19 protein-coding genes and 1 tRNA gene are annotated in these 23,840 nt (G+C 67.8%); 6 read left to right on the top strand and 14 right to left on the bottom strand.

Annotation, left to right across the window (positions count from 1 at the left end; translation table 11 throughout):
* Positions 1–32 precede the first annotated feature (32 nt).
* Positions 33–1,163: a PA0069 family radical SAM protein gene (locus WDC82_RS02915; RefSeq protein ID WP_340115754.1), complete on the bottom strand. Its 1,131-nt coding sequence runs from the start codon at positions 1,161–1,163 to the stop codon at positions 33–35.
* Between the two features lie 249 nt (positions 1,164–1,412).
* Entirely contained in the window at positions 1,413–2,525 is a 1,113-nt protein-coding gene (locus WDC82_RS02910; protein WP_340115753.1) for an NADH:flavin oxidoreductase/NADH oxidase, read from the bottom strand.
* A 199-nt stretch (positions 2,526–2,724) separates the two neighbouring features.
* On the opposite strand from WDC82_RS02910, the gene WDC82_RS02905 reads away from it, so the two are divergent.
* Positions 2,725–3,039, top strand: coding sequence for a helix-turn-helix domain-containing protein (locus WDC82_RS02905; protein ID WP_340115752.1), 315 nt, complete (start codon positions 2,725–2,727; stop codon positions 3,037–3,039).
* A 7-nt stretch (positions 3,040–3,046) separates the two neighbouring features.
* Here WDC82_RS02905 and WDC82_RS02900 read toward each other — a convergent pair whose 3' ends face one another.
* From WDC82_RS02900 to WDC82_RS02880, 5 genes are all read right to left on the bottom strand, one after another.
* A complete protein-coding gene (locus WDC82_RS02900; RefSeq protein WP_340115751.1) occupies positions 3,047–3,742 on the bottom strand; it encodes a nitroreductase family protein in 696 nt (231 codons plus the stop codon).
* Between the two features lie 267 nt (positions 3,743–4,009).
* Positions 4,010–4,555, bottom strand: coding sequence for a molybdenum cofactor biosynthesis protein B (moaB, locus tag WDC82_RS02895; RefSeq protein ID WP_340115750.1), 546 nt, complete (start codon positions 4,553–4,555; stop codon positions 4,010–4,012).
* Positions 4,542–6,482 (bottom strand): lytic transglycosylase domain-containing protein, encoded by a 1,941-nt coding sequence (locus tag WDC82_RS02890; protein ID WP_340115749.1) that lies wholly within the window; start codon positions 6,480–6,482, stop codon positions 4,542–4,544. Before WDC82_RS02890 ends, moaB begins: the two co-directional genes overlap by 14 nt.
* Before the next feature lie 253 nt (positions 6,483–6,735).
* Positions 6,736–7,437, bottom strand: coding sequence for a uracil-DNA glycosylase (locus WDC82_RS02885; RefSeq protein ID WP_340115748.1), 702 nt, complete (start codon positions 7,435–7,437; stop codon positions 6,736–6,738).
* Between the two features lie 343 nt (positions 7,438–7,780).
* A complete protein-coding gene (locus WDC82_RS02880) occupies positions 7,781–8,266 on the bottom strand; it encodes a hypothetical protein (RefSeq protein ID WP_340115747.1) in 486 nt (161 codons plus the stop codon).
* Positions 8,267–8,582: 316 nt separating this feature from the next.
* On the opposite strand from WDC82_RS02880, the gene WDC82_RS02875 reads away from it, so the two are divergent.
* The 3 genes from WDC82_RS02875 (at position 8,583) to WDC82_RS02865 (ending at position 13,215) form a co-directional block, all read left to right on the top strand.
* The gene (locus WDC82_RS02875; RefSeq protein WP_340115746.1) at positions 8,583–10,241 is read left to right on the top strand and encodes an electron transfer flavoprotein-ubiquinone oxidoreductase; all 1,659 of its coding nucleotides are present in this window, start codon (positions 8,583–8,585) and stop codon (positions 10,239–10,241) included.
* Between the two features lie 294 nt (positions 10,242–10,535).
* Complete coding sequence (locus tag WDC82_RS02870; protein WP_340115745.1) at positions 10,536–12,317, top strand: tetratricopeptide repeat protein; 1,782 nt, start codon at positions 10,536–10,538, stop codon at positions 12,315–12,317.
* 13 nt (positions 12,318–12,330) lie between these two features.
* Positions 12,331–13,215: a 4-(cytidine 5'-diphospho)-2-C-methyl-D-erythritol kinase gene (locus WDC82_RS02865; RefSeq protein ID WP_340115744.1), complete on the top strand. Its 885-nt coding sequence runs from the start codon at positions 12,331–12,333 to the stop codon at positions 13,213–13,215.
* Between the two features lie 25 nt (positions 13,216–13,240).
* Here WDC82_RS02865 and WDC82_RS02860 read toward each other — a convergent pair whose 3' ends face one another.
* Complete coding sequence (locus WDC82_RS02860) at positions 13,241–14,464, bottom strand: peptidoglycan-binding domain-containing protein (protein WP_340115743.1); 1,224 nt, start codon at positions 14,462–14,464, stop codon at positions 13,241–13,243.
* 324 nt (positions 14,465–14,788) lie between these two features.
* Here WDC82_RS02860 and WDC82_RS02855 point away from each other — a divergent pair, with 324 nt between their 5' ends.
* Positions 14,789–17,401 carry an MMPL family transporter gene (locus WDC82_RS02855; RefSeq protein ID WP_340115742.1) on the top strand — a complete coding sequence of 871 codons (2,613 nt, stop codon included), beginning with the start codon at positions 14,789–14,791 and terminating at the stop codon, positions 17,399–17,401.
* Between the two features lie 22 nt (positions 17,402–17,423).
* Here the strand turns inward: WDC82_RS02855 and WDC82_RS02850 are convergent, their stop codons facing one another.
* Positions 17,424–17,786: a hypothetical protein gene (locus WDC82_RS02850; protein ID WP_340115741.1), complete on the bottom strand. Its 363-nt coding sequence runs from the start codon at positions 17,784–17,786 to the stop codon at positions 17,424–17,426.
* A 342-nt stretch (positions 17,787–18,128) separates the two neighbouring features.
* Here WDC82_RS02850 and WDC82_RS02845 point away from each other — a divergent pair.
* Positions 18,129–18,203, top strand: a tRNA-Gln gene (locus tag WDC82_RS02845).
* Between the two features lie 46 nt (positions 18,204–18,249).
* Here WDC82_RS02845 and WDC82_RS02840 read toward each other — a convergent pair.
* From WDC82_RS02840 to WDC82_RS02820, 5 genes are all read right to left on the bottom strand, one after another.
* Positions 18,250–18,822, bottom strand: coding sequence for a PAS domain-containing protein (locus WDC82_RS02840; protein WP_340115740.1), 573 nt, complete (start codon positions 18,820–18,822; stop codon positions 18,250–18,252).
* A 110-nt stretch (positions 18,823–18,932) separates the two neighbouring features.
* A complete protein-coding gene (locus tag WDC82_RS02835) occupies positions 18,933–19,217 on the bottom strand; it encodes a cupin domain-containing protein (RefSeq protein ID WP_340115739.1) in 285 nt (94 codons plus the stop codon).
* Positions 19,218–19,330: 113 nt separating this feature from the next.
* Complete coding sequence (locus tag WDC82_RS02830) at positions 19,331–21,193, bottom strand: TRAP transporter fused permease subunit (RefSeq protein WP_340115738.1); 1,863 nt, start codon at positions 21,191–21,193, stop codon at positions 19,331–19,333.
* 96 nt (positions 21,194–21,289) lie between these two features.
* The gene (locus WDC82_RS02825; protein ID WP_340115737.1) at positions 21,290–22,252 is read right to left on the bottom strand and encodes a TAXI family TRAP transporter solute-binding subunit; all 963 of its coding nucleotides are present in this window, start codon (positions 22,250–22,252) and stop codon (positions 21,290–21,292) included.
* Between the two features lie 117 nt (positions 22,253–22,369).
* Positions 22,370–23,551: a hypothetical protein gene (locus WDC82_RS02820; RefSeq protein WP_340115736.1), complete on the bottom strand. Its 1,182-nt coding sequence runs from the start codon at positions 23,549–23,551 to the stop codon at positions 22,370–22,372.
* Positions 23,552–23,840: the final 289 nt, after the last annotated feature.

Here is a 23,840-nt window from a genome sequence, read left to right as displayed (position 1 = left end):
TTTAAGGGATTAACGGGGGAAGCGGAGGGCCCTCACAGCAGCGACAGCTGGCGCTTGTCGGCCTGTTTTGCCGCGTCGCGCGGCGCGGCGAACCGGGTGACGTCCAGCGGCGCCAGGCCGCGGTTCAAGCCCAGGCGCCGCTCGGCCTGCTTGAAGCGGGTGCGCAGCAGGTCGGCGTAGACGCCGCTGCCGCGCTGGCGCAGGCCGAACTCGGACTGGTAGAGCCCGCCCTCCCGGGTGTCGCGTACCAGGTTCAGCACCTTCGCCTTGCGCTCGGGAAAGTGCGTCTCCAGCCACTCGGTGAAGAGTTCCTTGATCTCCAGCGGCAGGCGCAGCAGCACGTAGCCGGCGTGCCTGGCGCCGGCGCGCACGGCAGCGTCCAGCAAGGCCTCCAGCTCGGCGTCGTTGATCGCCGGGATCATCGGTGCGGTCAGCACGCCGGCCGGCACGCCCGCGGCGTTGAGGGTACGCAGCGCCTCCAGACGGCGCTCGGGGGTCGGCGCGCGCGGCTCCATCACCCGCGACAGCTTCCTGTCCAGGCTGGTCAGCGAGATCATCACCCGCACCAGGTTCTCGCGCGCCATGGGCGCCAGAATGTCGAGATCGCGCAGCACCAGGTTGGACTTGGTGACGATGGTGAAGGGATGGCGGGTCTCCTTCAGCACTTCCAGGATGGCGCGGGTGATGCCGAGGCGTCGCTCGACCGGCTGGTAGGGGTCGGTGTTGGTGCCCAGCGCGATGGGCTCCGCCTTGTAGGCCTTGCGCGCAAGTTCCTTGCGCAGCAGCGCGGCCGCTTCGGGCTTGGCGAGGATCTTGGTCTCGAAGTCGAGCCCCGGGGAATAGCCGAGCCAGGCGTGGCTCGGCCGCGCGAAGCAGTAGATGCAGCCGTGCTCGCAGCCCCGGTAAGGGTTGATCGAGCGGTCGAAGGGGACGTCCGGCGAAGAATTGCGGGTGATGATGCTGCGGGTCGCGTCCCAGGTCACCTCGGTCGGAGGAGCCGCGGGGGACATTGGCGGTTCGCCGAAGCCGTCCGGTCCGACGCTGCCGTCCGGATCGTTCCAGCCGTCGTCGATGGCGACCCGGGTGAAGGGCTCGTAGCGGCCGCTCGCGTTGCTGACGGCGCCACGGCCCTTCTTCGGTCGGTCGGGGATCAGATCAACCATGGAGGGGAACGTAGCCCCAAACCATGAATAAAACAAGAACAAAACAGGAAAATAAACGCTTGTAGCCGGCGGAATCCCTGGTCCGAATCGGCGCCACCGATTCGTCAGGATTGCTTCGCCGAACCACTACTTCAACTAGCGGTCGGGGTTGTCAGGACTACAAAATCTAGCTCGGTCCCCGGCCGCCGGAACACGGCATGTTCTCCGATGTTCTTGTCGCATGCCGTGTTTCCGGGGCGCGGCTGCAACTTATGCGGCGGCCTCGGCGCGCTGCGGGCGGTAGCGCGCCAGCCAGTGGGCATAGGGCGCCGGCAGCACCCAGGCCGGATCGGCGACGCCGAGGGCCAGCGCCGCCTCGTAGGGCCAGTGGGGGTTCGCGAGCAGGGCACGGCCCAGCATGACGAGATCGACCTGGCCGTCGCGGATCAGGGCGTCGGCCTCTTGCGGATCGTTGATGAACCAGCTGGTCGCCGTCGGGATGCCGGCTTCCTTGCGCACCCGCGCGGCGAGCGGCGCCATGAAGGCGGGGCCCCAGGGGATCTGCGCGCCGGGGATGGAAAAGCCGATGCTGACGTCCAGCAGGTCCAGGCCCTTGGCGGCGAACACCCGCGCCAGGGCGATCGCTTCCTCGAAGGTCTCTTCGCGGCCGTCGAACTCAATGACGCCCAGGCGCGCGGTCAGCGGCAGGTTTTCCGGCCAGACGGCGCGCACCGCCTCCAGGGTCTCCACCAGGAAGCGGCTGCGGTTCTCGAAGGTGCCGCCGTATTCGTCGTCGCGCTGGTTGGAGTGCGGCGACAGGAACGACTGCGCCAGGTAGCCGTGGGCGAAGTGCAGCTCCAGCCACTCGAAGCCGGCGGCGCGGGCGCGTTCGGCGGCGGCGACGTAGTCCTGCTGCACGCGGGCGATGTCGCCTTTAGTCATGGCGCGCGGGCGGCGCGGCAGGTTGGCGCCGAAGGGCAGGGCGGAGGGGGCGATGGTCTCCCAGGCGCGCGGATCGCCCAGCGGGATATGGTCGTCACCTTCCCAGGGGCGGTTGGCGCTGGCCTTGCGGCCGGCATGGGCGATCTGGATGCCCGGCACCGCGCCGGCCGCCTTGATGGCCGCGACGGCGGGCGCGAAGGCCTCGGCCTGGCGCTGGTTCCACAGCCCGGCGCAGCCCGGCGTGATGCGCCCTTCCGGCGATACGGCGGTCGCCTCGGCGACCACCAGCCCGGCGCCGCCGCGCGCGAGGCCGGCCAGATGCGCATGGTGCCAGTCGTTGATCACGCCCTCGGTGGCGGAGTACTGGCACATGGGCGAGACGGCGATGCGGTTCTTGAGGGTGACGTCCTTGAGGGAGAAGGGGGAGAACAGCGACGACATGGGGGGTCCCTTCGGGTTCGGGTTCCAGTTTGGGTTGGGTCGGCGCCGCCGGGGTTGTGTGAACCCGGGAGCGCGCCTATATGTTCGATAGTTCGATAATATTCGAATAAACGAAATATGGAGACCCGCCGCCGCGGTTCAAGAGCTATACTCGCCGGAAGTTTTGCGGACGAATTTTTCAGGAGGACGGAGGCCGCCCATGCGCACCCTCAAGCACCCCAAGGCCGGGGAGATCGAGCTGACCCGGGTACTCTATGCCCTCAGCGACCCGGTGCGCCTCGACGTGGTGCGCCAGCTGGCGCACGAAGGCACCTGCACCTGTGCGGCGCTCGATCACGGCCGGCCCAAGTCCAGCATGTCCCACCATTTCCGGGTGCTGCGCGACTCCGGCGTGGTGCTCACCCGCACCGACGGCCCGGCCCATATGAACGAGCTGCGCCGCGACGAACTCGACCGGCTGTTCCCCGGCCTGCTCGATTCGGTGCTCACGGTAAAGGAAACGGCGAAAACCTGAGTGTCCCTCAGAGGAAGCTGGCGATCTCCGACAGCGGCTTCTTCACCTTGGCGTGGCGCGGCACCGTGGCGTCCTCGGCGGCGTGTCCGGCGACCAGGATCATGTAGGGCTTTTCGTTCTCCGGCCGGCCGCAGATCTCGTTGAGGAAGCGCATCGGGTTGGGCGTGTGGGTGAGCGTCGCCAGGCCCGCGCAGTGCAGCGCGGTGATCAGCATGCCCGTCGCGATGCCCACCGACTCGCCGATGTAGTAGTTCTTGCCGATCTTGCGGTCGGCGTCGACGCGGTAGCGCTCGGCGAAGACGACGATCAGCCAGGGCGCGGTTTCCAGGAAGGGTTTCTCGGCGTCGGTGCCCAGCGGCGTCAGGTCGCTGAGCCAGTCCTCGCCGGCCTTGCCGGCGTAGAAAGCGCGCTCCTCCGCCTCGGCGGCCTCGCGGATGCGTTGCTTCACATCAGGGTCGCCGACCGCAACGAAGTGCCAGGGCTGGTGGTTGGCGCCGCTCGGGGCGCGCCCGGCCGTCTCGATGCAGGCCTCGATCACGCGGCGTGGCACCGGCGCCGCCTGGAAGTCGCGCACCGAATGGCGGGTCTTCATCTCGGCGAGGAAGCGTTCTGCACGCTCGACCATCTCAGCATCGCCGAAGCGGCGCCGATCGGGCAGCGGCACGGCTTCGTAGCCGCGCTCGGAAAGGCTGGCATCACTCATCTGAAACGGCTCCTCGGCGACGGCACTCTAGCTTTCAGTAAAGCAGGCTTCTTCTGCCGCTTTCAAAGGTGAAAGCGGAAGTGACGATGAACTTTTCGTGCAGAAGTTGGGCGCCAGGCGGCTTGGCGGCCTAGAGCAGATCAGGGTCGGATGGAATCGCCGAAGGCGATCCATCGACCCTGTGAATCTGCTCTATGCTTTTGAGGTAGATCGGATTCACATGGTGAGATGGAACCACTGAGTGGTTCCATCTCACCATGATCCGATCTAGCTCGCCGCCTTCAGGTGTTCCTTCAGGCGCGGCATCAGTTCCACCAGATTGCAGGGCTTGTGCCGCGAGTCGAGCTGGAACTTCAGGATGTCCTCCCAGCCGTCCTTGCAGGCGGAGGGGGAGCCGGGCAGAGCGAAGAGATAGGTGCCGTTGACCACGCCGCCGATGGCGCGGCTCTGCATGGTGGAGGTGCCGACCTTCTGGTAGCTCAGCATGCGGAACAGCTCGCCGAAGCCCTCGATCTCCTTTTCCATCACCTGCTTGAAGGCTTCCGGCGTCACGTCGCGTCCGGTCACGCCGGTGCCGCCGGTGGTGATGACGCAGTCGATCTGCGCATCGGCGGCGAGAGCCTTCAACGCGGCGACGATCTTGTCGGCATCGTCGGTGACGATGGCGCGCTGGGCGACCTTGTGGCCGTCGCGGGTGATCATCTCGACCAGGCGGTCGCCCGACTTGTCGTCGGCCAGGGTCCGGCTGTCGGAAATGGTCAGGACAGCAATGTTGACGGGCAGGAAGGGAAGCGATTCGTCAATTCGAGCCATTCTGCGCTACCTCGGCACGGGTTCCGTCCAAGGCTTCGTAGCGCGGCCAGTCGCCGCCCGCAAGTCGTTCCAGTGAGGGCGCCGGCTGGCCCAGGCGGTGGCGGTAGATCCACAGGTTGGTCAGCACCCGCTCGATGAACAGGCGGGTTTCCTTCGACGGCAGGGCCTCGATGAACAGCAGCGGATCGTCGTCGGCCTGGATGGCGCGCTCCCACTTGCCGAGGTTGCCCGGGCCGCCGTTGTAGGCGGTGGTCAGGCGGAACAGGTCGCCCTGCACGCGCTCGTGCACCAGCAGATAGGCGATGTAGCGCTGGCCCAGTTCCATGTTCAGGCTCGGCTCGAACAGCTCGTGCCGGTTCTTGCCGTGGTAGCGACGGTCCTGCGCGATGTAGCTGGCGGTGCGCGGCATCAGCTGCATCAGGCCGCGCGCGCCGTCGGGGCTCATGGCGCGGGTGTTGAAGGCGGACTCCTGGCGCATCATCGCGAAGATGAGGGCGCGGTCGACGGTGAAGCCGCTCTGCGGCTGCCACGGCGGGATGGGATAGAGCGCGGCATCGACCACACCGCCGAGATCGTCGGTCTCGCTGCCGGCGCGTGCCAGCTGGCTGCCCATGCGATAGGCCAGGGCCGGCATGCGCGCGTGCTGTGCAAGCGCCAGCAGGGCCTCGCCGCCTTCCGGGCTGTTCCAGTCACCGGCGCCGACCAGTTCGTCCTCGGCCAACTCGCGATCGCCGATCTGCAGCAGGGCCAGGGCGCGGCCGCCGGCCGGGCTGCGGTCCAGCAGGGCGACGGTCTGCGGCGCCAGGCGATGGGCGCCGAAGTCGAAATCGAAGGGCATGCCCAGCGCGCGGCGCGCCAGCAGGCCGTAGAAAGTGCGCGGATAGGCGGCGGCGCGGCGCAGCAGGGGAGAGCTGCGGTCGGGGCGCTGTTGCCTCAGATGGGCGCGTGCGGCCCAGTAGGCACCGGCGGCGGCGTTCCAGCCCGGTGCGTTGTCGGCATGAGCCAGGGTCTCGAAATAGACGGCGGCCTCGTCGATCTGCCCGAGGCGCCAGGCGGCGAGGCCGGCGACCCAGTTGATCATCGGCGCGGCGCGGCCGGAGCGCTGTGCGGCGGGCGCGGCCAGGCCGTAGGCGCGTTCCGGCTCGCCATAGTAGAACCAGCCGGCGGCGACCAGGGCACGCGCCTCGTCCAGTTCCACCGTGTCGAGCAGTTCCTGCACCGAGCGGCGCTCCAGCAGTTCCTCGGTCACCGAGAAACGTTGGCGCATGACGTTGTTGCGCACCTGGCGCAGCAGGCGCGACACCTTGCTGCGCGTCGACTTGGAGCGCTGGCGCGGTGAGACGTAGTCGTAGCTGGCGCGCTGGCCGGCCCAGCCGGCGCCGCGCCGCGCGACTTCCGGCGGCTGCGGGCGTCGATAGTTGGCCGGGCGGCGCTTCAGCGCCAGGTCGTAGATGCGCTTGGCCTGGGGGTGATCGGCGTAGCGGTCCATCCACTCCTTCAGCTCGACGTACTTGGAACGATAGGCCGTCGGATGCAGGTAGCGCTGGGCCAGCACGTGGCCCATCAGGCGCTGATCGCTCAGCTGGGCGATCAGGCGGTCGGCTTCGGCCCAGCGGCCGCCTTCCTGCACCGCGAAGATCTGGCGGTAGAGCTCGGCATCGCCTGCCGACAGGACGGCGGGGAGGCCGTCAGGGCCGGCCAGCGGCAGCTGGTCATCGGCGGCCGGCAGCGTGGCCTGGCTCTGGTAGCCGGGCTGCAGTGTGGTCTGCAGGCTGCTGGGGCGCAGATCCTGCGCCTGCAGGACCTGGGCGGCGAGAGGGGCGGCAAAGCTGACCGCACCGAGAAGGACGGCGAGCCCAAAGGCAGCGCCCCGCGCGTTCCGCTGAAGGCGTTCGGCCCGTTGCCGGGCGCAAGTCCTGGATTGCACAGCGACCCCCGCTCTTTTCATCGACCCTAACCAACAGTTCTGCGGGCCGCAACAGGGGCCCTGGGAAAGTCCTCGCGGGGCACTGGAAGGGCTGCCGGGATGCCGGGTCGCCGCCGCACCGCGAAGGCCCGGGAAGGGCCGACCCGCAGTAAGCCACAGGGGCCGTTAAGTCGGCGTTAAATCAGATATTTGAAGCGCTATTGCCCGGGTATTGAGGGGTCTTTGCCGGGCCGAGGGCGGGCGGGGAGGCGGCTCAGGAGGGCGCTTTCGGCTGCTCCGCGCCAGGCTCCGGCGCCAGGCCTTCGCGCTCCATGGCTTCGGCGAAGGACAGCAGGTCGCGCCAGGCCTCGCGCTTTTGCGCCGGCTGGCGCAGCAGATAGGCGGGGTGCAGGGTCGGCAGTGCCGGGATCGGGTGCTCCAGGCGCGGATGGTGATAGTCGGCCCAGCGTCCGCGCAGCTTCAGAATGCCCTCGCTGCGGTTCAGCAGGGTCTTGGCCGACATGCCACCGACCAGCAGCAGGAGGCGCGGCTGCAGGATCTCCATCTGGCGTTCCAGGAACGGCAGGCAGGAGGCGATCTCTCCCGGCGTCGGGTTGCGGTTTCCCGGCGGGCGCCAGTACAGCAGGTTGGTGATATAGACCTTGCTGCGGTCCAGGCCGATGGCCGCCAGCATGCGGTCCAGCAACTGGCCGGCCGGGCCGACGAAGGGCTTGCCCTGGCGGTCTTCCTGGGCGCCCGGTGCCTCCCCGACGATCATGATCCGGGCCTCCGGGTTGCCGTCGTAGAGGCAAAGGTTGGTCGCCGTCGCCTTCAAGGGGCAGCCTTCGAAGGTCTCCAGGGCCTCGCGGATCTGCGCGATCGATTGAGCCGCGGCAGCCAGGCGCTGGGCCGAGGCCTGGGCTTCGCTGGTGGAGGTGAGGCTTGCCGGCGGACGCGCGGCGGCAGCCGGGGCCATCCTCGCGGCGGACGCCTCGGCCATACCCCCTGATGCCGTGACCCCGGGTGCTTTGGGGGCCGGTGCATTTGGGGCAGGACCATTGGGGGCTGGCGGGCGCGCCGGCGCCGGCCTCGCCGCCGCCCCGGCGGAGGCAGCCGTGCGGTCGACCGGCCGCTCGCCGATGGCTTCGTCGGCGCCGGCTTCGATCTGCCATCTCAGGGCATCGAGCAGCGCGTCTTCGGAACCAGGGCCGGAATCAGGGAAAACCTCGGAAGTCGGCATGGCGCGAGCTTATCATCGGCACCCCCGATTCAGAAAGCGGCGGGAATCGTCGGCGGTCCGGGCTCCGAGCTAGGCCGGGTCAGCGGTAGAGCGGTGAAACCGAAAGCACCAGCAGGACGTTGCCGATCAGGGTTGCGGCGATCATGAAGACCAGCAGCGTATAGCGGTGGACGTTCGCCTCGCGCGAGGATTTGATCGCCCGGGTGAACTGGGAGAAGCTGGAAAAGTGGCTGGAGATGTCGCGCAGCTTTTCGCGCTCGGTGTTCTGCCACACTTGGTAGAGCACCAGCATGTAGATGACCGCCGCGCTGCTGAGGAAGCTGACGGCGATGATCAGGTTCACCAGCGTCATGTTGTTGGGTGCCAGCTGCCCCAGCGCGATCATGCCGCCGAACACCAGCAGGGTCGACCCCAGCGACTTCCATTGGTGCGCTTTGGCAAAGCGGATCGAATCAGCCGACTCCTTATACAGCATGCACATCTCTGCATGCGTCAGCTCGTCCAGCTCGCTCGGGGTGTTTTCGCGCGCCGGCTCGTCGTGATCCAGGATCTGCTCAGCAACCATGATTTGCGGTCTCCTACGCCGCTATGGTCGCCAGTAAAGGTAAATTTTTCTGTAAGTTTCTCCCGCATTTCGGCTGGGAGACCGGCGAAGCGCGCGGCCGCTCAGCTGCGGCGCACGCCGCCCTCAGGCGAAATGACGGCGCGGTTGCAGGGCTTTGCCCCGGCGGCCGGGCTGTACTATGAAGGGCCGCGACCCGGCAGCGAGGCCGGAATCGAGGCTGGGTGCAACGACGCCCGCAAGCAGACGATCGACGGCTGAGCGAGCGGGCGCCGAAGGCGCCGCCGCCGGGCCCGGGACCGCAGGAGAGAGAGGGAACTTGGAACGCGAATTCATGGAATACGATGTGGTCATCGTCGGTGCCGGCCCAGCCGGCCTGGCGGCGGCCATCCGGCTGCGCCAGCTCTCGGCCGAGAGCGGCAAGGAAGTCACCGTCTGCGTTCTCGAGAAGGGCTCGGAGGTTGGCGCCCATATTCTCTCCGGTGCGGTGCTGGAGCCGCGCGCCCTCAACGAGCTGATCCCCGACTGGCAGGAAAAGGGCGCGCCGCTGAACGCCCCGGTCGACGAGGAGAAGTTTTTCCTCCTGTCGGAGAAAGGCGCGACCAGCGTGCCGGTGTGGATGCTGCCCCCGCAGATGCACAACCACGGCAACTACGTGGTGTCGCTGGGCAACGTCTGCCGCTGGCTGGCGGAGCAGGCCGAGGCGCTGGGCGCCGAGATCTACCCGGGCTTTGCGGCGTCCGAGGTGCTCTATCACGAGGACGGCCGGGTCAAGGGCGTCGCCACCGGCGACATGGGCGTCGCCAAGGACGGCTCCCACAAGGACAGCTACCAGCCGGGCATGGAACTGCACGGCCGCTACACCCTGTTCGGAGAGGGCTGCCGCGGTTCGCTGACGCGCCAGCTGGAGTCGAAATTCGGCCTGCGCGAGGGCGCGGATCCGCAGACCTACGGCATCGGCATCAAGGAGCTGTGGCAGCTCGATCCCGCCAAGCACAAGACCGGCACCGTCATCCACACCGCGGGCTGGCCGATGAACACCACCACCTGGGGCGGATCCTTCATCTATCACCTGGAGGACAATCAGGCCTACATCGGCTACGTGGTCGGTCTGGACTACGACAACCCGCACCTCTCGCCGTTTCACGAGATGCAGCGCTTCAAGACCCATCCGGCGATCCGGCCGATGCTGGAGGGCGGCAAGCGCATCGCCTACGGCGCGCGCGCCCTCAACGAAGGCGGTCTGCAGTCGCTGCCGAAGCTGGTGTTCCCCGGCGGTGCGCTGATCGGCTGTGCCGCCGGGTTCCTCAACGTGCCGAAGATCAAGGGCAGCCACAACGCCATGAAGACCGGCATGCTGGCGGCCGAGGCGGCTTTCGAGGCCGTTATTGGGGCCGGTGAGGGCGAGGCGCCGGCCGAGCTCGCGGCTTTCCCCCGGAAGTTCGAAAGCTCCTGGGTCTACGAGGAGCTTCACAAGGCGCGCAACTTCCGCCCGGCCTTCAGCAAGTGGGGCCTCTACGGGGCCATGCTCTACGGTGGCCTCGATCTCAAGTTGCTCGGCGGCAAGGCGCCCTGGACCTTCCATCACAAGCACGCCGACCACGAGACCCTGAAGCCGGCGGCGGAGATGCCCAGGATCGACTACCCTAAACCCGACGGCGAGATCACCTTCGACCGGCTCTCCTCGGTGTTCATCTCCAACACCAACCACGAGGAAGACCAGCCGGTCCACCTGACGCTGAAGGATCCCGCGATCCCGGTCGCGCACAACCTGAAGCTCTACGACGAGCCGGCGCAGCGCTACTGCCCGGCGGGCGTTTACGAGATCGTGCGCGACGACGACGGCGCCAATCCGCGCCTGCAGATCAACGCGCAGAACTGCGTCCACTGCAAAACCTGCGACATCAAGGACCCGACCCAGAATATCGTCTGGGTGACGCCGGAGGGCGGCGGCGGCCCCAACTACCCGAACATGTAAGGATTTCACCGCTGCGCGGGGGTCCCCATGCCTTGCATGCGGCGGCGAAAATGCCATGTTATCCGCAGCGTCGTTGCCGGCAGCTGCGAATCCGCGACCTCAGCGGGCGGTGGCGCGGCTGGGGTCGGTCCTATCTTGACCACATGGTGGGCCCAAGGCAGGCATTGTGACGGCTTGGAGCGGTCGGTTAGACTGCCCTCGCTGATCAATTGGCCTGCGATTCAGGGCCTTGGCCGGTTTGCCGATCGGCCCACTGCACCTCATCCACCGGGTCGAAACCGCCGGGAGAGTGACTTGTCGAACATTCCGTTCCTGATGCGCCGGGCCGCCTGGTCCAAGTCGGCGCTCCTCGCCTTCGTCGTCGGCCTGATTCCGGCCGCCTGCAGCGCCGAACAGCCGCTGCTGAGCGCCGACCTCTCCACCCAGCTCGCCCAGGGCGATGCCGTGGTGCAGGCACCGCCGCCGATTTCCTCGCCTTACGGTGCCTATCTGGCGGGTCTGGTCGCGCGCGGCGACGGCGATCTGGAAGCGGCCGCCGACTATCTGCTGCAGGCCCTTACCTACGACCCGGACAATCCCGAGCTGCTGTTCCCGGCCATGCACCTGGCGGCGGCAACCGGCCGTCAGGAGGAAACCGTCAGCCTCGCCTCGCGGATCCTGGAGGTCGAGCCGCAGCATAGCATCGCCAGCCTGGTGCTGGCCGTGGACGCGGCGCGCCAGGGCGACCTCGCCGGCGCCGAGGCGCGCCTGACGGCGCTGCCCCAGCGTGGCTTCGATCAGGTCCTGGTGCCCATGCTGATGGCCTGGATCAAGATCGGCCAGGGCGACGTCGACGGCGGTCTCCAGGCGCTCTCCGTGCTGCAGGGCGAGGGCGGCACCGGCGTGCTGTACAGCGTGCATGCTGCCCTCATCAACGAAGTCGCCGGGCGCAGCGAGCTGGCGGCGCAGGAATACGAGGCCCTTCTCGCCAAGACCCAGCAGCCGACGCTGCGCATCACTTGGCTGGCCGGCAGCTTCTTCGAGCGCCATGGCCAGCGCGAGCGCGCTTTGGCGCTCTACCGCGAGTTCGTCAACGATGCGCCCGGCGCCGACATCCTGGCGCCGATGCTGGAGCGCGCCGAGCAAGGCGGCGAGAGCCCGGTGGAGGTCGCCAACGCCACCGATGGCATGGCCGAGGTGCTGTTCAACCTTTCCGGCCTGTTGAGTCAGGAACAGGCGGACGACATCGCGCTGATCCATTTGCATCAGGCGCTGGCGCTGAAGCCCGACTTCATGCTGGCCCAGGTGCTGCTCGGCGAGATCCTGCAGAAGCAGCAGCGCAGCCACGAGGCCATCGCCGCTTACCGCAGGATCCCGCAGGACTCGCCTTTCGGCTGGATCGTCGGCCTGCGCGTCGCCGAGGAGCTGCAGGTGGTGGGCGAGACCGAAGCCGCCCTGTCGGAGTTTGACCGTCTGGCCGCCGAGCGTCCCGACGCCTACGAGCCGCTGTCGCGCAAGGGCAACCTGCTGCGCGAGGAGGAGCGTTTCGGGGAAGCGGTGGACGCCTACGACGGCGCTGTCGAGCGGCTGGAGCGCAGGGGCGAGATCGAGCCGCGCCACTGGTCGCTGCTGTACTTCCGCGGCATCGCGCTGGAGCGATCCGATCAGTGGGAGCGGGCCGAGGCCGACTTCAAGCATGCGCTCGGCCTGCAGCCGGACCAGCCCTACGTGATGAACTACCTGGCCTATTCCTGGGTCGAGAAGAAGCAGAACCTCGACGAGGCGGAGGCGATGCTGGAGCGCGCGGTGAAGCTGCGCCCGCGCGACGGCTACATCGTGGACAGCCTGGGCTGGGTCTACTACCGCCTGGGCCGCTACGAAGAAGCCGTGGTGCAGCTGGAGCGCGCGGTCGAGCTGCGGCCGCAGGACCCCACGATCAACGACCACCTGGGCGATGCCCTCTGGCAGGTCGGCCGCAAGAACGAGGCGCGCTTTCAGTGGCATCGCGCCCTCAGCCTGGATCCGGAAGAGGACCAGGTCCCGCTGATCGAAGACAAGATCAAGAAGGGCGTGACGGTGGCGCCGAAGGATATCTAGACGGGACACTGTCGTGAGTGCCGAGTCGGCCGCTGCCGGAACCGCCTGCGTGCAACGGGCCTGGGCCAAGATCAATCTCACTCTGCAGGTCGTCGGGCGGCGTCCGGACGGCTACCATGAGCTGGAAAGCCTGGTGGTCTTTGCAGAAGTGGGTGACAGCCTGAAGATCGAAGCGGCCGGAGATCTCTCCCTCTCCGTCGCCGGTCCCTTCGCCCCTGCATTGGCAATGGAAGACGACAATCTGGTGCTGCGCGCCGCGCGCGCGCTGGCCGAGCGTGCGGGCGTTCTTCCCGCCGCGGCGCTGACTCTCACCAAGAACCTGCCGGTCGCCTCCGGCATCGGCGGCGGCTCCGCCGATGCGGCGGCGGCCTTGCGCGGGCTCTCGCGGTTGTGGAACGTCAGCCTGCCAGCGGGGGAGTTGGAGGCTCTGGCGCTGCGCCTGGGTGCCGACGTGCCGGTGTGTCTGCGCGGCGAGGCGGCGATCATGTCGGGCATCGGCGAGCGGCTGCAGCCGGTGCCGGCGTTGCCGCCGCTGTGGCTGCTGCTGGTCAATCCCGGCGTCGCAGTTTCTACCGCGGCGGTGTTCAGGTCGCTTGCGGGGAACTTCTCGGCGGTTGCCGAGCCGCGCCTGCCGCCGCTCGGTCTCGCCGCCTTCGTCGACTGGCTGGCGGCGCGGCCCAACGACCTGCAGGCGCCGGCCTGCCGGCAGGCACCGGAAGTGGTCGCGGCGCTGGCCGCGCTCGACGAATGCGACGATTGCCTGCTGGTGCGCATGTCCGGCAGCGGCGCGACCTGCTTCGGCCTCTTCGAGAGCGAAAACGCCGCGCGGCAGGCCGCTGAGGCGCTTGCCGTCCAGCATCCTGACTGGTGGGTGGTGCCGGCGCTGCTGCGCGCCTGAGAGTCCGAAGGGAGAGGAGGCGGCGTCAGCCGCCGTAGAGGTCGGCTACCGTGCGCAGTTCGTCGAGCAGCGCCTTGTCGGCGGCACCGTCGGCGGGGAGGCCGGCCATTTCCTGATAGCTGCGGATCGCCTCGGTGGTCGCCGCCGTCAACACGCCGTCGTGCCTGCCGGGGTCGAGGTCGAGGCGGCTCAGCAGGGTCTGGATCTCTCCGATCTCCGCCGCGCTCAGCGCGTCGTTCATCGCCGCATCGTCGCTCGCCCTGTCGTCGGCCAGCGGGCCGGGAGTCTGCGGCGCGCGCACCGAGGCGACCGGGCCGCTGTCCGGTGTTGCGGTGATATCAGAGGCGGGATTTTCCACCGCGGCGACGCTTTCGCGCGGCGGAGTCTCGTTGCCCAGCTTCAGCCAGAACGACAGGCCGCTGCCGATCACCACCAGGACCACCAGAACGGCGATCAGGCTGCTGGCCGGCGAGCGTTCCTTGTCGAACATGCGGCCGCTGGCTTGCGGCGCTATGGCGGGCTTGGTGGCGGCGGGTTTGGCCGCCGCGGGCTTCGCTGCGCCCGGCATGCTGTCGGCATGCTTGGCATCGGTCTTCGTGTCGGCCTTTTTCTCGCCCGGCTTCTTGTCGCCCGCCTTTTTGTCGCCGGGCGCCTTCGCTTCGCCCTTGGCCGGATCGCCGGCCGGCGGCTTGCCGCCGGGGGCCGGCTTGGCGGCGGCAGCGGGTTTGGCCGGGCCGCCCGCCTTGGCCGAGGCCCCTGCCTTGGCGGAGGTCGCCGCCTTGGCGGAGGTAAAGGTCAGGCCGCTGGCCTTCGGCGAGGTCGGCTGCGGGCCGCTCGCCTTCAGGATGCCGGCCGACGGCCCGGAGAACCGCAAGCCGCTGCTCTCCGGCAGCTTCGGCGGAGCCGCCACGATGGGGCGGTTGCTGCCGAAGGTGATGGTCGCCGGATCGGGCGCCAAAGGATTGCGGGGCGAGGCGGTGGTGGGCACGGCAGGATTGGAAGCGGTCAGGCCCGAATTCGTCAGGCCCGAATTCGTCGGGCCCGAATTGGTCAGCCCCGGCTTGGCGTCGGCCGCCGGCAGGGTGCCGGCGGCATCCGCGTCGGTGCCGCTGCCGTTGCCGGCCTCGGAAGACGCGGTGCCGCCGGGCGCCTGCGCGCGCTTGCCTTTGGGCGTGCGCGACCGGCCGCCCCGTTTGCCGGGGCGGGCCTTGTTGGACTTATCTGCGGCCTTGTCCCAATGCTCTGTCATGCTCTTCGGCGGACTGTTCCGAACCTGATATCATGCGTTTCTCGCGGGCCTTGCGCGCATACGCCGGGGTTTCCGGCCCCGCGCAGAAGGCTCCAATAGTCCGTTATGGGGCAGCCGTGGTTAACGGAGCCCTAATTCGAAGCCTTTCAAAAACATAACTTTTTGACGATTCGCGGGAGGCCGGAGGCGTTGTCTTCGGCGCAAATCCGGGGCTATATGCGGAGCTAGGCCTGGGACGGAATGCCTGTGAAAAAAAATTTATCTTCCGGCGGCCGGCCGCCGCCGCCGCGGAAAATGGCCCCCCGCAGCGGGCAGGCCCCTGATTTGCCGACGGGTTTCGCAGCCTGGGCCGCGGCCTGGGTCACCGCGGCGTGCCGCCGGCCACGGGCCGTGGCGCTGCTGTGCCTGGGCGCGGCCGCCGGCCTGCTCTGGCTCGCCGCCGCGACGCTCAGCATCAATACCTCGACCAACGACATGCTGTCGGAGGAACTGCCCTTCCGCGCCCAGAACGAGGCGGTCGACGCGGCCTTTCCTCAACTGGTCGATACCTTGACCATCGCCATCGAGGCACCGGACGCCCTGGCCGCCGAAGCCGCCGCGGCGCGCCTGGCCTCGGCCCTGGCGGCGCAGCCGGCCGTGGTGCAATCGGTCTTCCTGCCGCAGGGCGGCGCCTTCTTCCGGCGCAACGGCCTGCTCTACCTGTCTCCCGATGAATTGCAGGCGCTGGGCGACCGCCTCGCCGGGGCGCAGCCGCTGCTCGCCGCCCTGCAGGCCGACCCCAGCCTGCGCGGCCTTGCCGAGCTGCTCGCCCAGGCCACCAGCGCGGGCGACTCCGGCGAAGAGGCGCCGGCGGGCGGCGACCTTGCCGCCCTGCTCGACCGCCTGGCGGCGGTGGCCGAGGCCCTGCCGCAGGATCCCGGCGCACGCCTTTCGTGGTCGGCCCTGCTCTCCGATACGCCGCAGACCGCCGAGGACCGGCGCCGCTTCGTCATCGTGAAGCCGGTGATCGATTTCGCCTCGCTCGCCCCGATGGCGCAGGCCGTCGCGGCCGTGGAGGCGGCCGCCGACGAGCTCGGGCTCACCGCCGCGCAGGGCTATCGCCTGCGCCTGACCGGCGAGCCGCTGATGCTGCAGGACGAACTGGTCTCGGTCAGCACCGGCATCGGCCTCGTGGGGTTGATCTCGGGTGTGCTGGTGTCGATCGTGCTCTTCGCCGGCCTGCGGTCCTGGCGCCTGGCGGTGCCGATCCTGATGACACTGGCTGCCGGCCTTGCCTGGACCGCCGGCTTCGCCGCCCTGGCGGTGGGCGAGCTGAACATCATCTCGGTCGCCTTTGCGGTGCTGTTCATCGGTCTCAGCGTCGACTTCGGTATTCACTACGCCCTGCGGGTCCAGGAGAGCCAGGCGCAGGGGCTGGCGCCGCCGGTCGCGCTGGCCGAGGCGGCTGCGCTGATCGCCCGCCCGCTGCTGCTCTGCGCCCTCTCGTCCGCCCTGGCCTTTTTCGCCTTCTTTCCGACCGCCTACCGCGGCCTCTCGGAACTGGGGCTTATCGCCGGGGCAGGCATGTTCATTGCCCTCTTTCTCAACCTCACTCTGCTGCCGGCGCTGATGGCGCTCATGCCGGCCGCGGCCGGAGCCGCGCACCTCGGCCCGGTCGCACGGGCGGGCGCCGCCCTGCAGCGGCGCGCGGCGCGCCACGCGCGCGGCCTCACGACTCTCGGCCTGCTGCTGGCGGTAGCGGCCGCCTTCGCCCTGCCACAGGCACGTTTCGACGACGATCCCCTGAACCTGCGTGATCCGGAGTCCCCCTCCGTGGCGGCACTGCTGGAGATGATGACCGATCCCCGCGTCTCGCCCTACAGCGCCCAGCTGTTGGTCGACGACCTGGCGGCGGCACAGTCGGTCGCACCGCGCCTTGCCGCGCTGCCGGAGGTCGAGGCGGCCGTCACCGTGACCAGCTTCGTGCCGGCGGCGCAGGACGAAAAGCTCGCCATCCTCGATCAGGTGGCACTCTTTCTGACGCCGCTGTTCACCGCGCCGCCGCCGGCGCCGGCGCCCGATGCCGCCGAGCGCACGGCGGCGCTGCAGCGCCTCATCGCAACGCTGGATGCCGCCCCCGACAGCCTGCAGCCGGCGGCCGGCCGCCTGCGCGCGGCCCTGCAAGCGCTCGGCGACGTGCCGCCGGCGCGTCTGGACCAGGCCTGGCTCGGCGGTTTCGAGCCGGCGCTGGATCGCCTGCTCGATGGCCTGGAAGCCGAGGCGGTGACCTTGGAAAGCCTGCCGGCCGACCTCGCCGGCCGCTACCGGGCCGCCGAAGGCCCGCGGGCGGGCAGCGTGCTGATCGAGGTGATCCCGGTCCAGGATCTGCGCGATCCGGCGGCGCGCGAGCGCTTCGTCGACGCCCTGCAGGCGGTGGCGCCTCAGGTATCCGGCGTGCCGGTCACCATCGTGGAGGCGGGCCGGGCCGTCGTCACCGCTTTTGCTCAGGCGACCCTGCTGGCGCTGGCCGCCATCGTGGTGCTGCTGCTGGTGGTCTTGCGCTCGCCGCTCGATGCCCTGTTGGTGCTGGTGCCGCTGTTCCTCGCGGCGCTGCTGACGGTGGCTGTCAGCGTCGTCTTCGGCCCGGCGTTCAACTTCGCCAACGTCATCGTGCTGCCGCTGCTGCTCGGCCTCGGCGTCGACAGCGGAATCCACATGGTCATGCGCGCGCGTGAGGAGTCGGCGGGCGTTCACAGCGCGGCGAATTCCACCCCGCGCGCGATCCTGCTTTCGGCCCTGACCACGGTAGCGTCGTTCGGTGCGCTGGCGACGTCGCAGCATCCGGGCACCGCGTCGATGGGCTTGCTGCTCACCATCGCCATCGTGCTGACGCTGGTCTGCGTGCTGGCCTTCCTGCCGGCCCTGCTGGCGCTCGCCGGCCGTCTGCCGAAGGTATGAGGCTGAGAGAAGCGGAGGGCTTCTAGCGCTTGCTCATCTGTTCGATGTCGATGTAGCCGACCTCGATGGCGTGGCGCAGGGCCTGGAAGGCTTCGCGGGCTTCCTCGTAGGTCAGGCGCTTGGCGCGCAGGTCCTCGATCGCCTCGGAGTCCAGCGGGGCGCCGGGGCTGCAGTGCCTGAAGGCGGCATCCAGGTAGTCGGCGCGCAAGCGCGCCACCATGGTGGCGAAAACGAAGGCCTTTTCCCGGCTGAGATCCGGGATGCGTTCGTGGACGATCTCCTGGTTGGCGGCGCGAATGCCCATGTCCAGTTCATTCAGGAACGTGGTCATCTGGCGCGACTGGTCGAACTCCGTCGCGAAGGCGGACTTGGACTTTTGAGTCATGGAGACCCTTTTAACGCGTGTCACTTGGGGTGCTTCCCAGTAGCGGGGAGCCGGGCCGCCGGCCGGTGTCAGGCGCCGGAAACCGCTGTCCTGGCTTCCCTATTTCCGCCCGCAAGATACCCCGGAGAGGCTTAACAGGTCGTTTAGCCTAAGACGGTCTTACCCGGCCCTGCGCGGGGGCAGGGGCTCGCCGGGGATCCCCAGGGGGTTGATTTTCCCGGGCTCCCGGACCGGCCGCCCAAGCGGGCGGCGTCCCCAAAGGCCGTTGCGGCCCCGCCCCGGCGGCGCTAAGTTGCGGCCCCGCCCGGCCCGCCGCTCACCGGCCTCCCTGCCGGGCCCTGCTGGGGCGTCGCCAAGTGGTAAGGCACCGGTTTTTGGTACCGGCATTCGCAGGTTCGAATCCTGCCGCCCCAGCCAACGCTCTCAATTTAAATCGATTGTTGAGCCACTTCGGGGCCGCGCATCAGCGGTTGGAGCCCAGCGGGATGTCGTTCATCGGGCAGACCTGAACGTCGGTCGGCGGGAAGTCCGTCGTGGTCAGGCAGGTTCCGCGCGGCCTGTCGTAGTTGGTCGCGCCCAGCACGATCGAGACGCTGCCGTCGTCGCCGCGCAGCGGCAGCATCAGACGCTCGATCTTCGCCGTCTGCACGCCATCGGACAGGCGGACGATGCCCTCGGCGCGGACCAGCTTGCCGTGATCCAGTGCCGCTTCCCAGCGCAGCCGGAACATGTCGACGGCCTCTGGACTGAACAGGTCGGCGGGGTTGGTGCCGCGGCGGACACCGCCATGGATCTCGGTGATCGTCTGGCCGGCCAGGCGGTAACGGTAGTGGCCGTCCGGATGCCGCTCCAGCAGCCAGACCCCGTCTAGGAGGTGGCGGAACTTGGTCGGATCAACGTCGCCGCGTTGGGGAACCGCATCGGCCTGGCGCAGGGCGAGCCAATGCCGGATCAGCGTCTCGAATCGCGGATCGGCGAAGCGGGACAGAAAGTCTTGCAGGTCGAGTTCGCTCCAGATGGCCCCATCGCGCTGCATGCGGCGGCTACTCCCCGTTCAATCCCCTTTTTCAACCGATGGCAGGAAAGTACGGCGTGGCCGTTAAGGCGGCGTTAAGCGAGGGCCTGCGTGCGCAGGCCGCGCGGCGGCTACTTGAACTCGATCTCGACGAAGGCGAAGTCGCCGCCGCTGGCGTTGATGACGTTGTGCTCCACGCCGGCGCGGCGGAAGTAGGAGACGCCGGCGGTCAGCTGCGAGGTGCTCTCCTTGCCTTCCTTGTCGACGATCTTCAAGGCGCCGGTCGTCAGCGGCACCACGACGTAGTCGTACTCATGGCGGTGGAAGCCGGTCTCGGCGCCCGGCGCGAAGGACCAGCGCGTTACCCGCGCGGTGTCGTTGTCTTCCTGCATGTCGCCCTTGGCCTGCGCTGCCATCCTGCCTCTCCTGCCGCCGCTGTGATTCGTGAGACGCCAGCCTAGCGCATCGGCTGGGAGAAGACAGCGCCAGGACCTGGCGATCGATGGGCTCAAGACGTCCGGGCCCGCGCCTAGGCGGTGATCCCGAAGGCGAAGATGGCGGCCGCGCCGGCGGCGAGGGCGAGGGCGCGCTGCCACAGCGGGTCGCCGGCGCCGATGAGGCCGCGGCTGAGCAGCCAGAGGCCGAGGCCGATCTTGGCGCAGGCCAGCAGTGCCGGCAGCAGCGCCGTGTCCGGCGCGATGAGGGCGGGATTGGCGACGAAGGCCAGCGGCACGAGGTAGAGCCCGAGCCCCAGGCGCATGGCCTGGCCCGCCACCGGCACCCAGGGCGTCTCGGCCATGCCGGCGGCGATGAAGACGGTGCCGCAGACCGGCGGCGTGATGGTCGAGAGCAACGCGTACCAGAAGACGAAAAGATGCGCCTGCAGCGGCGGCAGGCCGAGCTCCTGCAGCGCCGGCCCGGCGACCGAGATGCAGATCACGTAGGCCGCCGTCGTCGGCACCTCCATGCCGAGGATGAGGCAGGCCAGCGCCGTCAGCAGCAGGGCGCCCCACAGCGTGCCGCCGGAGAGCGCGAGGATGACCGAGGTCACCTTCACGCCCAGGCCGGTGAGATTCAGGACGCCGATGACGATGCCGGCGCAGAGGATGATGGCGGCGATGCCGGCGATCTGCCGCGCCGCGTCGTTGCAGGCACCCTCGAAGCGGGCGAGGCCCTCGCGCAGCGACACGCGGCCCCGGCGGTCGGCGAACAGAAGCAGCGCGGCGGCGAGGATGGCGAGGCCGGCGGCGTACTGCGGCGTGTAGCCGGTGAAGAACAGCACCGCGAGCAGCAGGCCGAAGGGAATGAGGAAGAACGGCGCCGTGGTCAGCAGGGTGGCGCGGTCGGGCAGCTCCTCACGGCTCATGCCGCGCAGGCCGTGACGCCGGGCGAAGCGGTCGACACCGCACCAGGTGGCCCAGAAGAACAGGATCGCCGGCAGGATCGCCGCCGCCATGATCGCCGTGTAGGGCAGGCGCAGCAGCTCCACCATGATGAAGGCGCCGGCGCCCATCAGGGGCGGCATGATCTGTCCGCCGGAAGAGGCGACGGCTTCCACCGCCGCGGCAAACGGTGCCGGATAGCCGAGGCGCTTCATGGCCGGCAGCGTGATGGCGCCGGTCGAGGCGACGTTGGCCGAGGCGGAGCCGGAAATCGAGCCGAAGAAAGCAGAGGACAGCACAGAGACCTTGGCCGCCCCGGCGCGGAAGCGCCCGGCCAGGCGCGTCGCCAGCGCCATGAAGCCGGCCCCGCCTTCGCCCGCCCCGACGAAGGCGCCGAGGATGACGAAGACCGCCACCACCGTCACCGAGACGCCGGTAAGCTCACCCCAGACACCGCCTTCGGCGATTGTGAGGGTGCCGAGGAAGGAGTTCACCGGGATTCCCGGGTGGCCGAACTGGCCCGGCAGGTACTGGCCGAACAGGCCGTAGGCCAGCGCGATGACGGCGACGATGGGCAGCGCCAGCTTGATGGCGCGGCGCGCTATCTCCAGGACGGTGACGATGAGGACACCGGCCATGGCGTACTGCAACGGTCCCTTCAGGCTGCCGTACTGGTCGTCGAGCGCGCGCAGGTTCACGATGATATAGAGGCAGCTCGCGAGGCCCGCCAGGCAGAGCGCCCAGCCGATCCAGCGGGCGAGCGCGCTCTCCTGCCGCGCGGCGACGAACACCCAGGGCAGCGCCAGCATCAGGTGGATCGGCCGGCTGATGAGATTGGGAATCAGGCCGGCGAAGATCAGCCAGAGATGAAAGCCGACCGAAGCGAGGGCCAGCAGCGTGAAGACCGCACGCCAAGGCGTTGCCCTGATGGTTGCCGCGGCATCGTCGTCGTGCGTGCTTCGAGACGCGCTTTCAGCGCTCCTCAGCATGAGGTCCTTTCTTTGTGCCATCAAAGATCCGCCTCATCCTGAGGAGCCCGTCCGGACCCGGCCGGACGGGCGTCTCGAAGGACGCAGGCCACCCCTGCAGCGATGCGAGGTGCCGCCTTACATCAGGCCGCCGGGGATATCGAAGCCGGCTTCCTTGTAGTACTTGAGCGCGCCTGGGTGCAGCGTCGCCCCCAGGGTCTCCAGCATCGCCGGGGCGACGCCGCCCCACCAGGGATTGTCCTGGGCCATGGCGGCCTTGCGCTCCCAAAAGGTCTTGGTCAGCTGATAGGCGGTCTCTTCGTCCATGTCGCTGGTGGTGTAGGCACCGACCGGCAGCGAGGTGGTGACGGTGTCCTCGTCGATGCCGGGATAGGTGCCGGCGGGGATCACCAGCCTGGTGCGCCCGGTGGCGGCGACCTGTTCGTCGGTCATGGAGAGCAGGCGGACCCCGGTCCCGGCGGCCGCCTCGATAACGTTGGGCGCGGGGTAGGAGCCGGCGGTGGCGAAACCATCGACCTGGCCGTTCTTCAGGGCGGGCACGGCGGAGCCCAGTTCCACGTCCACCAGGTTCACCTTGCCGGCGACGCCGAAGGTCTCGAAGTTCTTCTCGGCCTCGCTGGCGCCGAAGCTGCCCTTGCCGATGATGAAGCTCTTGCCCGCCAGGCCGGCGAAGTCGGTGACGCCCGAGTCCGCGCGCACCACGTAGTGCATGGTGAGGAAGGGAATGGGGAAGAGGCTGCGCAGCTTGTCGAAGGCCGGGTCCTTGGGCTCGAACTGGCCCTTGCCGGCGATGGCCGCTTGGGCGAGCGCTGGCGGCGTGGTGAAGACGTAGTTGCCGCTGCGGTTGGCGGCCTCCTTCACGTTCTGGACCGAGCCCTGGCTCTCCTCCACGGTCACGATGACCGCGCCGTCGGTGCCGGCCTTCATGGCCTCGGCGATCTGCACCGCCATCTGGTAGTAGGACGTACCGGACTTCGCCGACTTGAAGGTGACGCGGGTCTCAGCTGAAGCGTCTTTAGCGAAGGGGAAAGCGGCGATCACCGCCGCGGCCGCCAAGGCGGCCAGGCTGTTGCGAACCATAGGGGCTGCTCCCTGATGCGGAAATGTCGGCGGGACCGCTTGGCGCGACCCCTTTCCCCCGATCAATAGCGGGCGGCGGCGATGCCGTAAAGTCCGCGATTCGGGGCTTCGGCAGGTTCACTGTTGGTGTTTGCGCCTGCGTCGTCTTGTTTCCTCAATTCGCTGTCGTCTCTGTCGTCTTGCCTCATCTACCGAGATGCGGGCCATAAGTAGGGCCCTTTCTGCATCCTTCTGTGGTGAATGAAATTCTGAATGCTCTGTAATGTATTGGGCAAACTGGTCTGCATTTTCAGGGGCTGGGACTTCTCGGTTCCAGCTGAGACCAAGAAATGATGTTAGGCCTAAGCGATAGAGAACCGGTGCTACGTAAATTAGCCCGCGTCCGGAATACGGAACTCTTAGGCTTGCGCGAGTCACTGGATTGCCGTGTAAGAAGTCGTTGCGGCGATTGTTTAGCTCCCTATAGAGCCAGCAAGCAAGATTACGACGGGCTTTCTTATTCTTCGTTCCGGTCTCATAGAGCCTGTGCCGGCATCGCTTTTCGATCCATGGTGCATTCTCTAATAATTCAAAAACTTTGTTGAGATTTGCTCTGCCATCTCCCCCTGGATGCACCAAGATTTCGAATGCTGAAACCCAAAATGAAATGGTCCGTCCAAAATGATGAATTGTTGCGTCAGTACCGCCCGGGATCATCATTGCTTGGTTGGCCATATTCAGTGAGCGAAACAGTGCTATGTCACTCCACGCTGGGGACGCAGCATTGAATCGACCAAGCCAGCGCTCCTGCAGCGCGCGGAATAGCGGGAAGTCAAAATCCCTTCGACTAGCGCGAACGGGTGGTAATTCAGGCGAAGATTGACCTTGGAAGGCTCGCGCTTCGTGAACGCCGAGAAAGGCGGGTGTTAGGGCAACAATATGGTCAAGATTTGTAGTCAGTGCCCATGGATAGACTGAGAATGCGCTTGAGTACCCAATTCTGTCGCGTCCTCCATCATATATCGTGTTCTCGGCATTAGCTTTAGGAACTGTCGATGCTGCAAGGATGTCACGAAATCCCCCCACTGCGTCCACGGTCTTGAGTCGTTTTGGCGCATCGTCACGGGTAAGAATGACTGCAGGGCGCAGGCGATTCTTAAAGGAATCTCTGAAGCTTCCGATAAATTCACGAAACTCTGGGTGCTGTTTTTTTAGCTTCTTGACACGCGGATCGCTCGTGGGAGCGAGTGCGAAGTACTCAGTGTCGATAGCCTTATCAATCTCAATATTCGGTAAAACCCAACCTGGCTTCCAGTCCATAGCCGCAGTCCTTGCCTTTTGGATCGACGGTGGGGTGTCGCTCAACACGACCGTTCTCCTCAGTATATCTAATCGAGTGACCACTGCCGAATTCAGCTTAATTGTCCTGTCGCGCAGCCTCTTGGTGAAGCGGAGGGTCTTGTGATGCCGACCGTAGTTGTAGAAAATTAGCTTAGCTGAGACGTTTCGGTGTGGGAGGACGCCGCCAGCTACTCCGCCGGAACCGGGGCGGGCGCCGAGACCTGCCCTACCTGTACTCCGTGACCCTGCTGCTGGCGGCGGCGATGCC

It is taken from the genome of Pelagibius sp. 7325 (genome assembly GCF_037652055.1).
Taxonomy (GTDB): Bacteria; Pseudomonadota; Alphaproteobacteria; order Kiloniellales; family Kiloniellaceae; genus Pelagibius.
Note: the sequence above shows the minus strand (reverse complement) of the source record. Positions and strands in the feature narration are given on the sequence as shown.

Coding starts and splice junctions, on each gene's coding strand:
- WDC82_RS02885 (WP_340115748.1), bottom strand. CDS start 7,437: ATGGCCCCGGCTGCCGCCGCGCGTCCGCCGGCAAGCCTCACCTCCACC.
- WDC82_RS02915 (WP_340115754.1), bottom strand. CDS start 1,163: ATGGTTGATCTGATCCCCGACCGACCGAAGAAGGGCCGTGGCGCCGTC.
- WDC82_RS02910 (WP_340115753.1), bottom strand. CDS start 2,525: ATGTCGTCGCTGTTCTCCCCCTTCTCCCTCAAGGACGTCACCCTCAAG.
- moaB (WP_340115750.1), bottom strand. CDS start 4,555: ATGGCTCGAATTGACGAATCGCTTCCCTTCCTGCCCGTCAACATTGCT.
- WDC82_RS02850 (WP_340115741.1), bottom strand. CDS start 17,786: ATGACTCAAAAGTCCAAGTCCGCCTTCGCGACGGAGTTCGACCAGTCG.
- WDC82_RS02840 (WP_340115740.1), bottom strand. CDS start 18,822: ATGCAGCGCGATGGGGCCATCTGGAGCGAACTCGACCTGCAAGACTTT.
- WDC82_RS02820 (WP_340115736.1), bottom strand. CDS start 23,551: ATGGACTGGAAGCCAGGTTGGGTTTTACCGAATATTGAGATTGATAAG.
- WDC82_RS02825 (WP_340115737.1), bottom strand. CDS start 22,252: ATGGTTCGCAACAGCCTGGCCGCCTTGGCGGCCGCGGCGGTGATCGCC.
- WDC82_RS02835 (WP_340115739.1), bottom strand. CDS start 19,217: ATGGCAGCGCAGGCCAAGGGCGACATGCAGGAAGACAACGACACCGCG.
- WDC82_RS02905 (WP_340115752.1), top strand. CDS start 2,725: ATGCGCACCCTCAAGCACCCCAAGGCCGGGGAGATCGAGCTGACCCGG.
- WDC82_RS02830 (WP_340115738.1), bottom strand. CDS start 21,193: ATGGCACAAAGAAAGGACCTCATGCTGAGGAGCGCTGAAAGCGCGTCT.
- WDC82_RS02900 (WP_340115751.1), bottom strand. CDS start 3,742: ATGAGTGATGCCAGCCTTTCCGAGCGCGGCTACGAAGCCGTGCCGCTG.
- WDC82_RS02880 (WP_340115747.1), bottom strand. CDS start 8,266: ATGGTTGCTGAGCAGATCCTGGATCACGACGAGCCGGCGCGCGAAAAC.
- WDC82_RS02860 (WP_340115743.1), bottom strand. CDS start 14,464: ATGACAGAGCATTGGGACAAGGCCGCAGATAAGTCCAACAAGGCCCGC.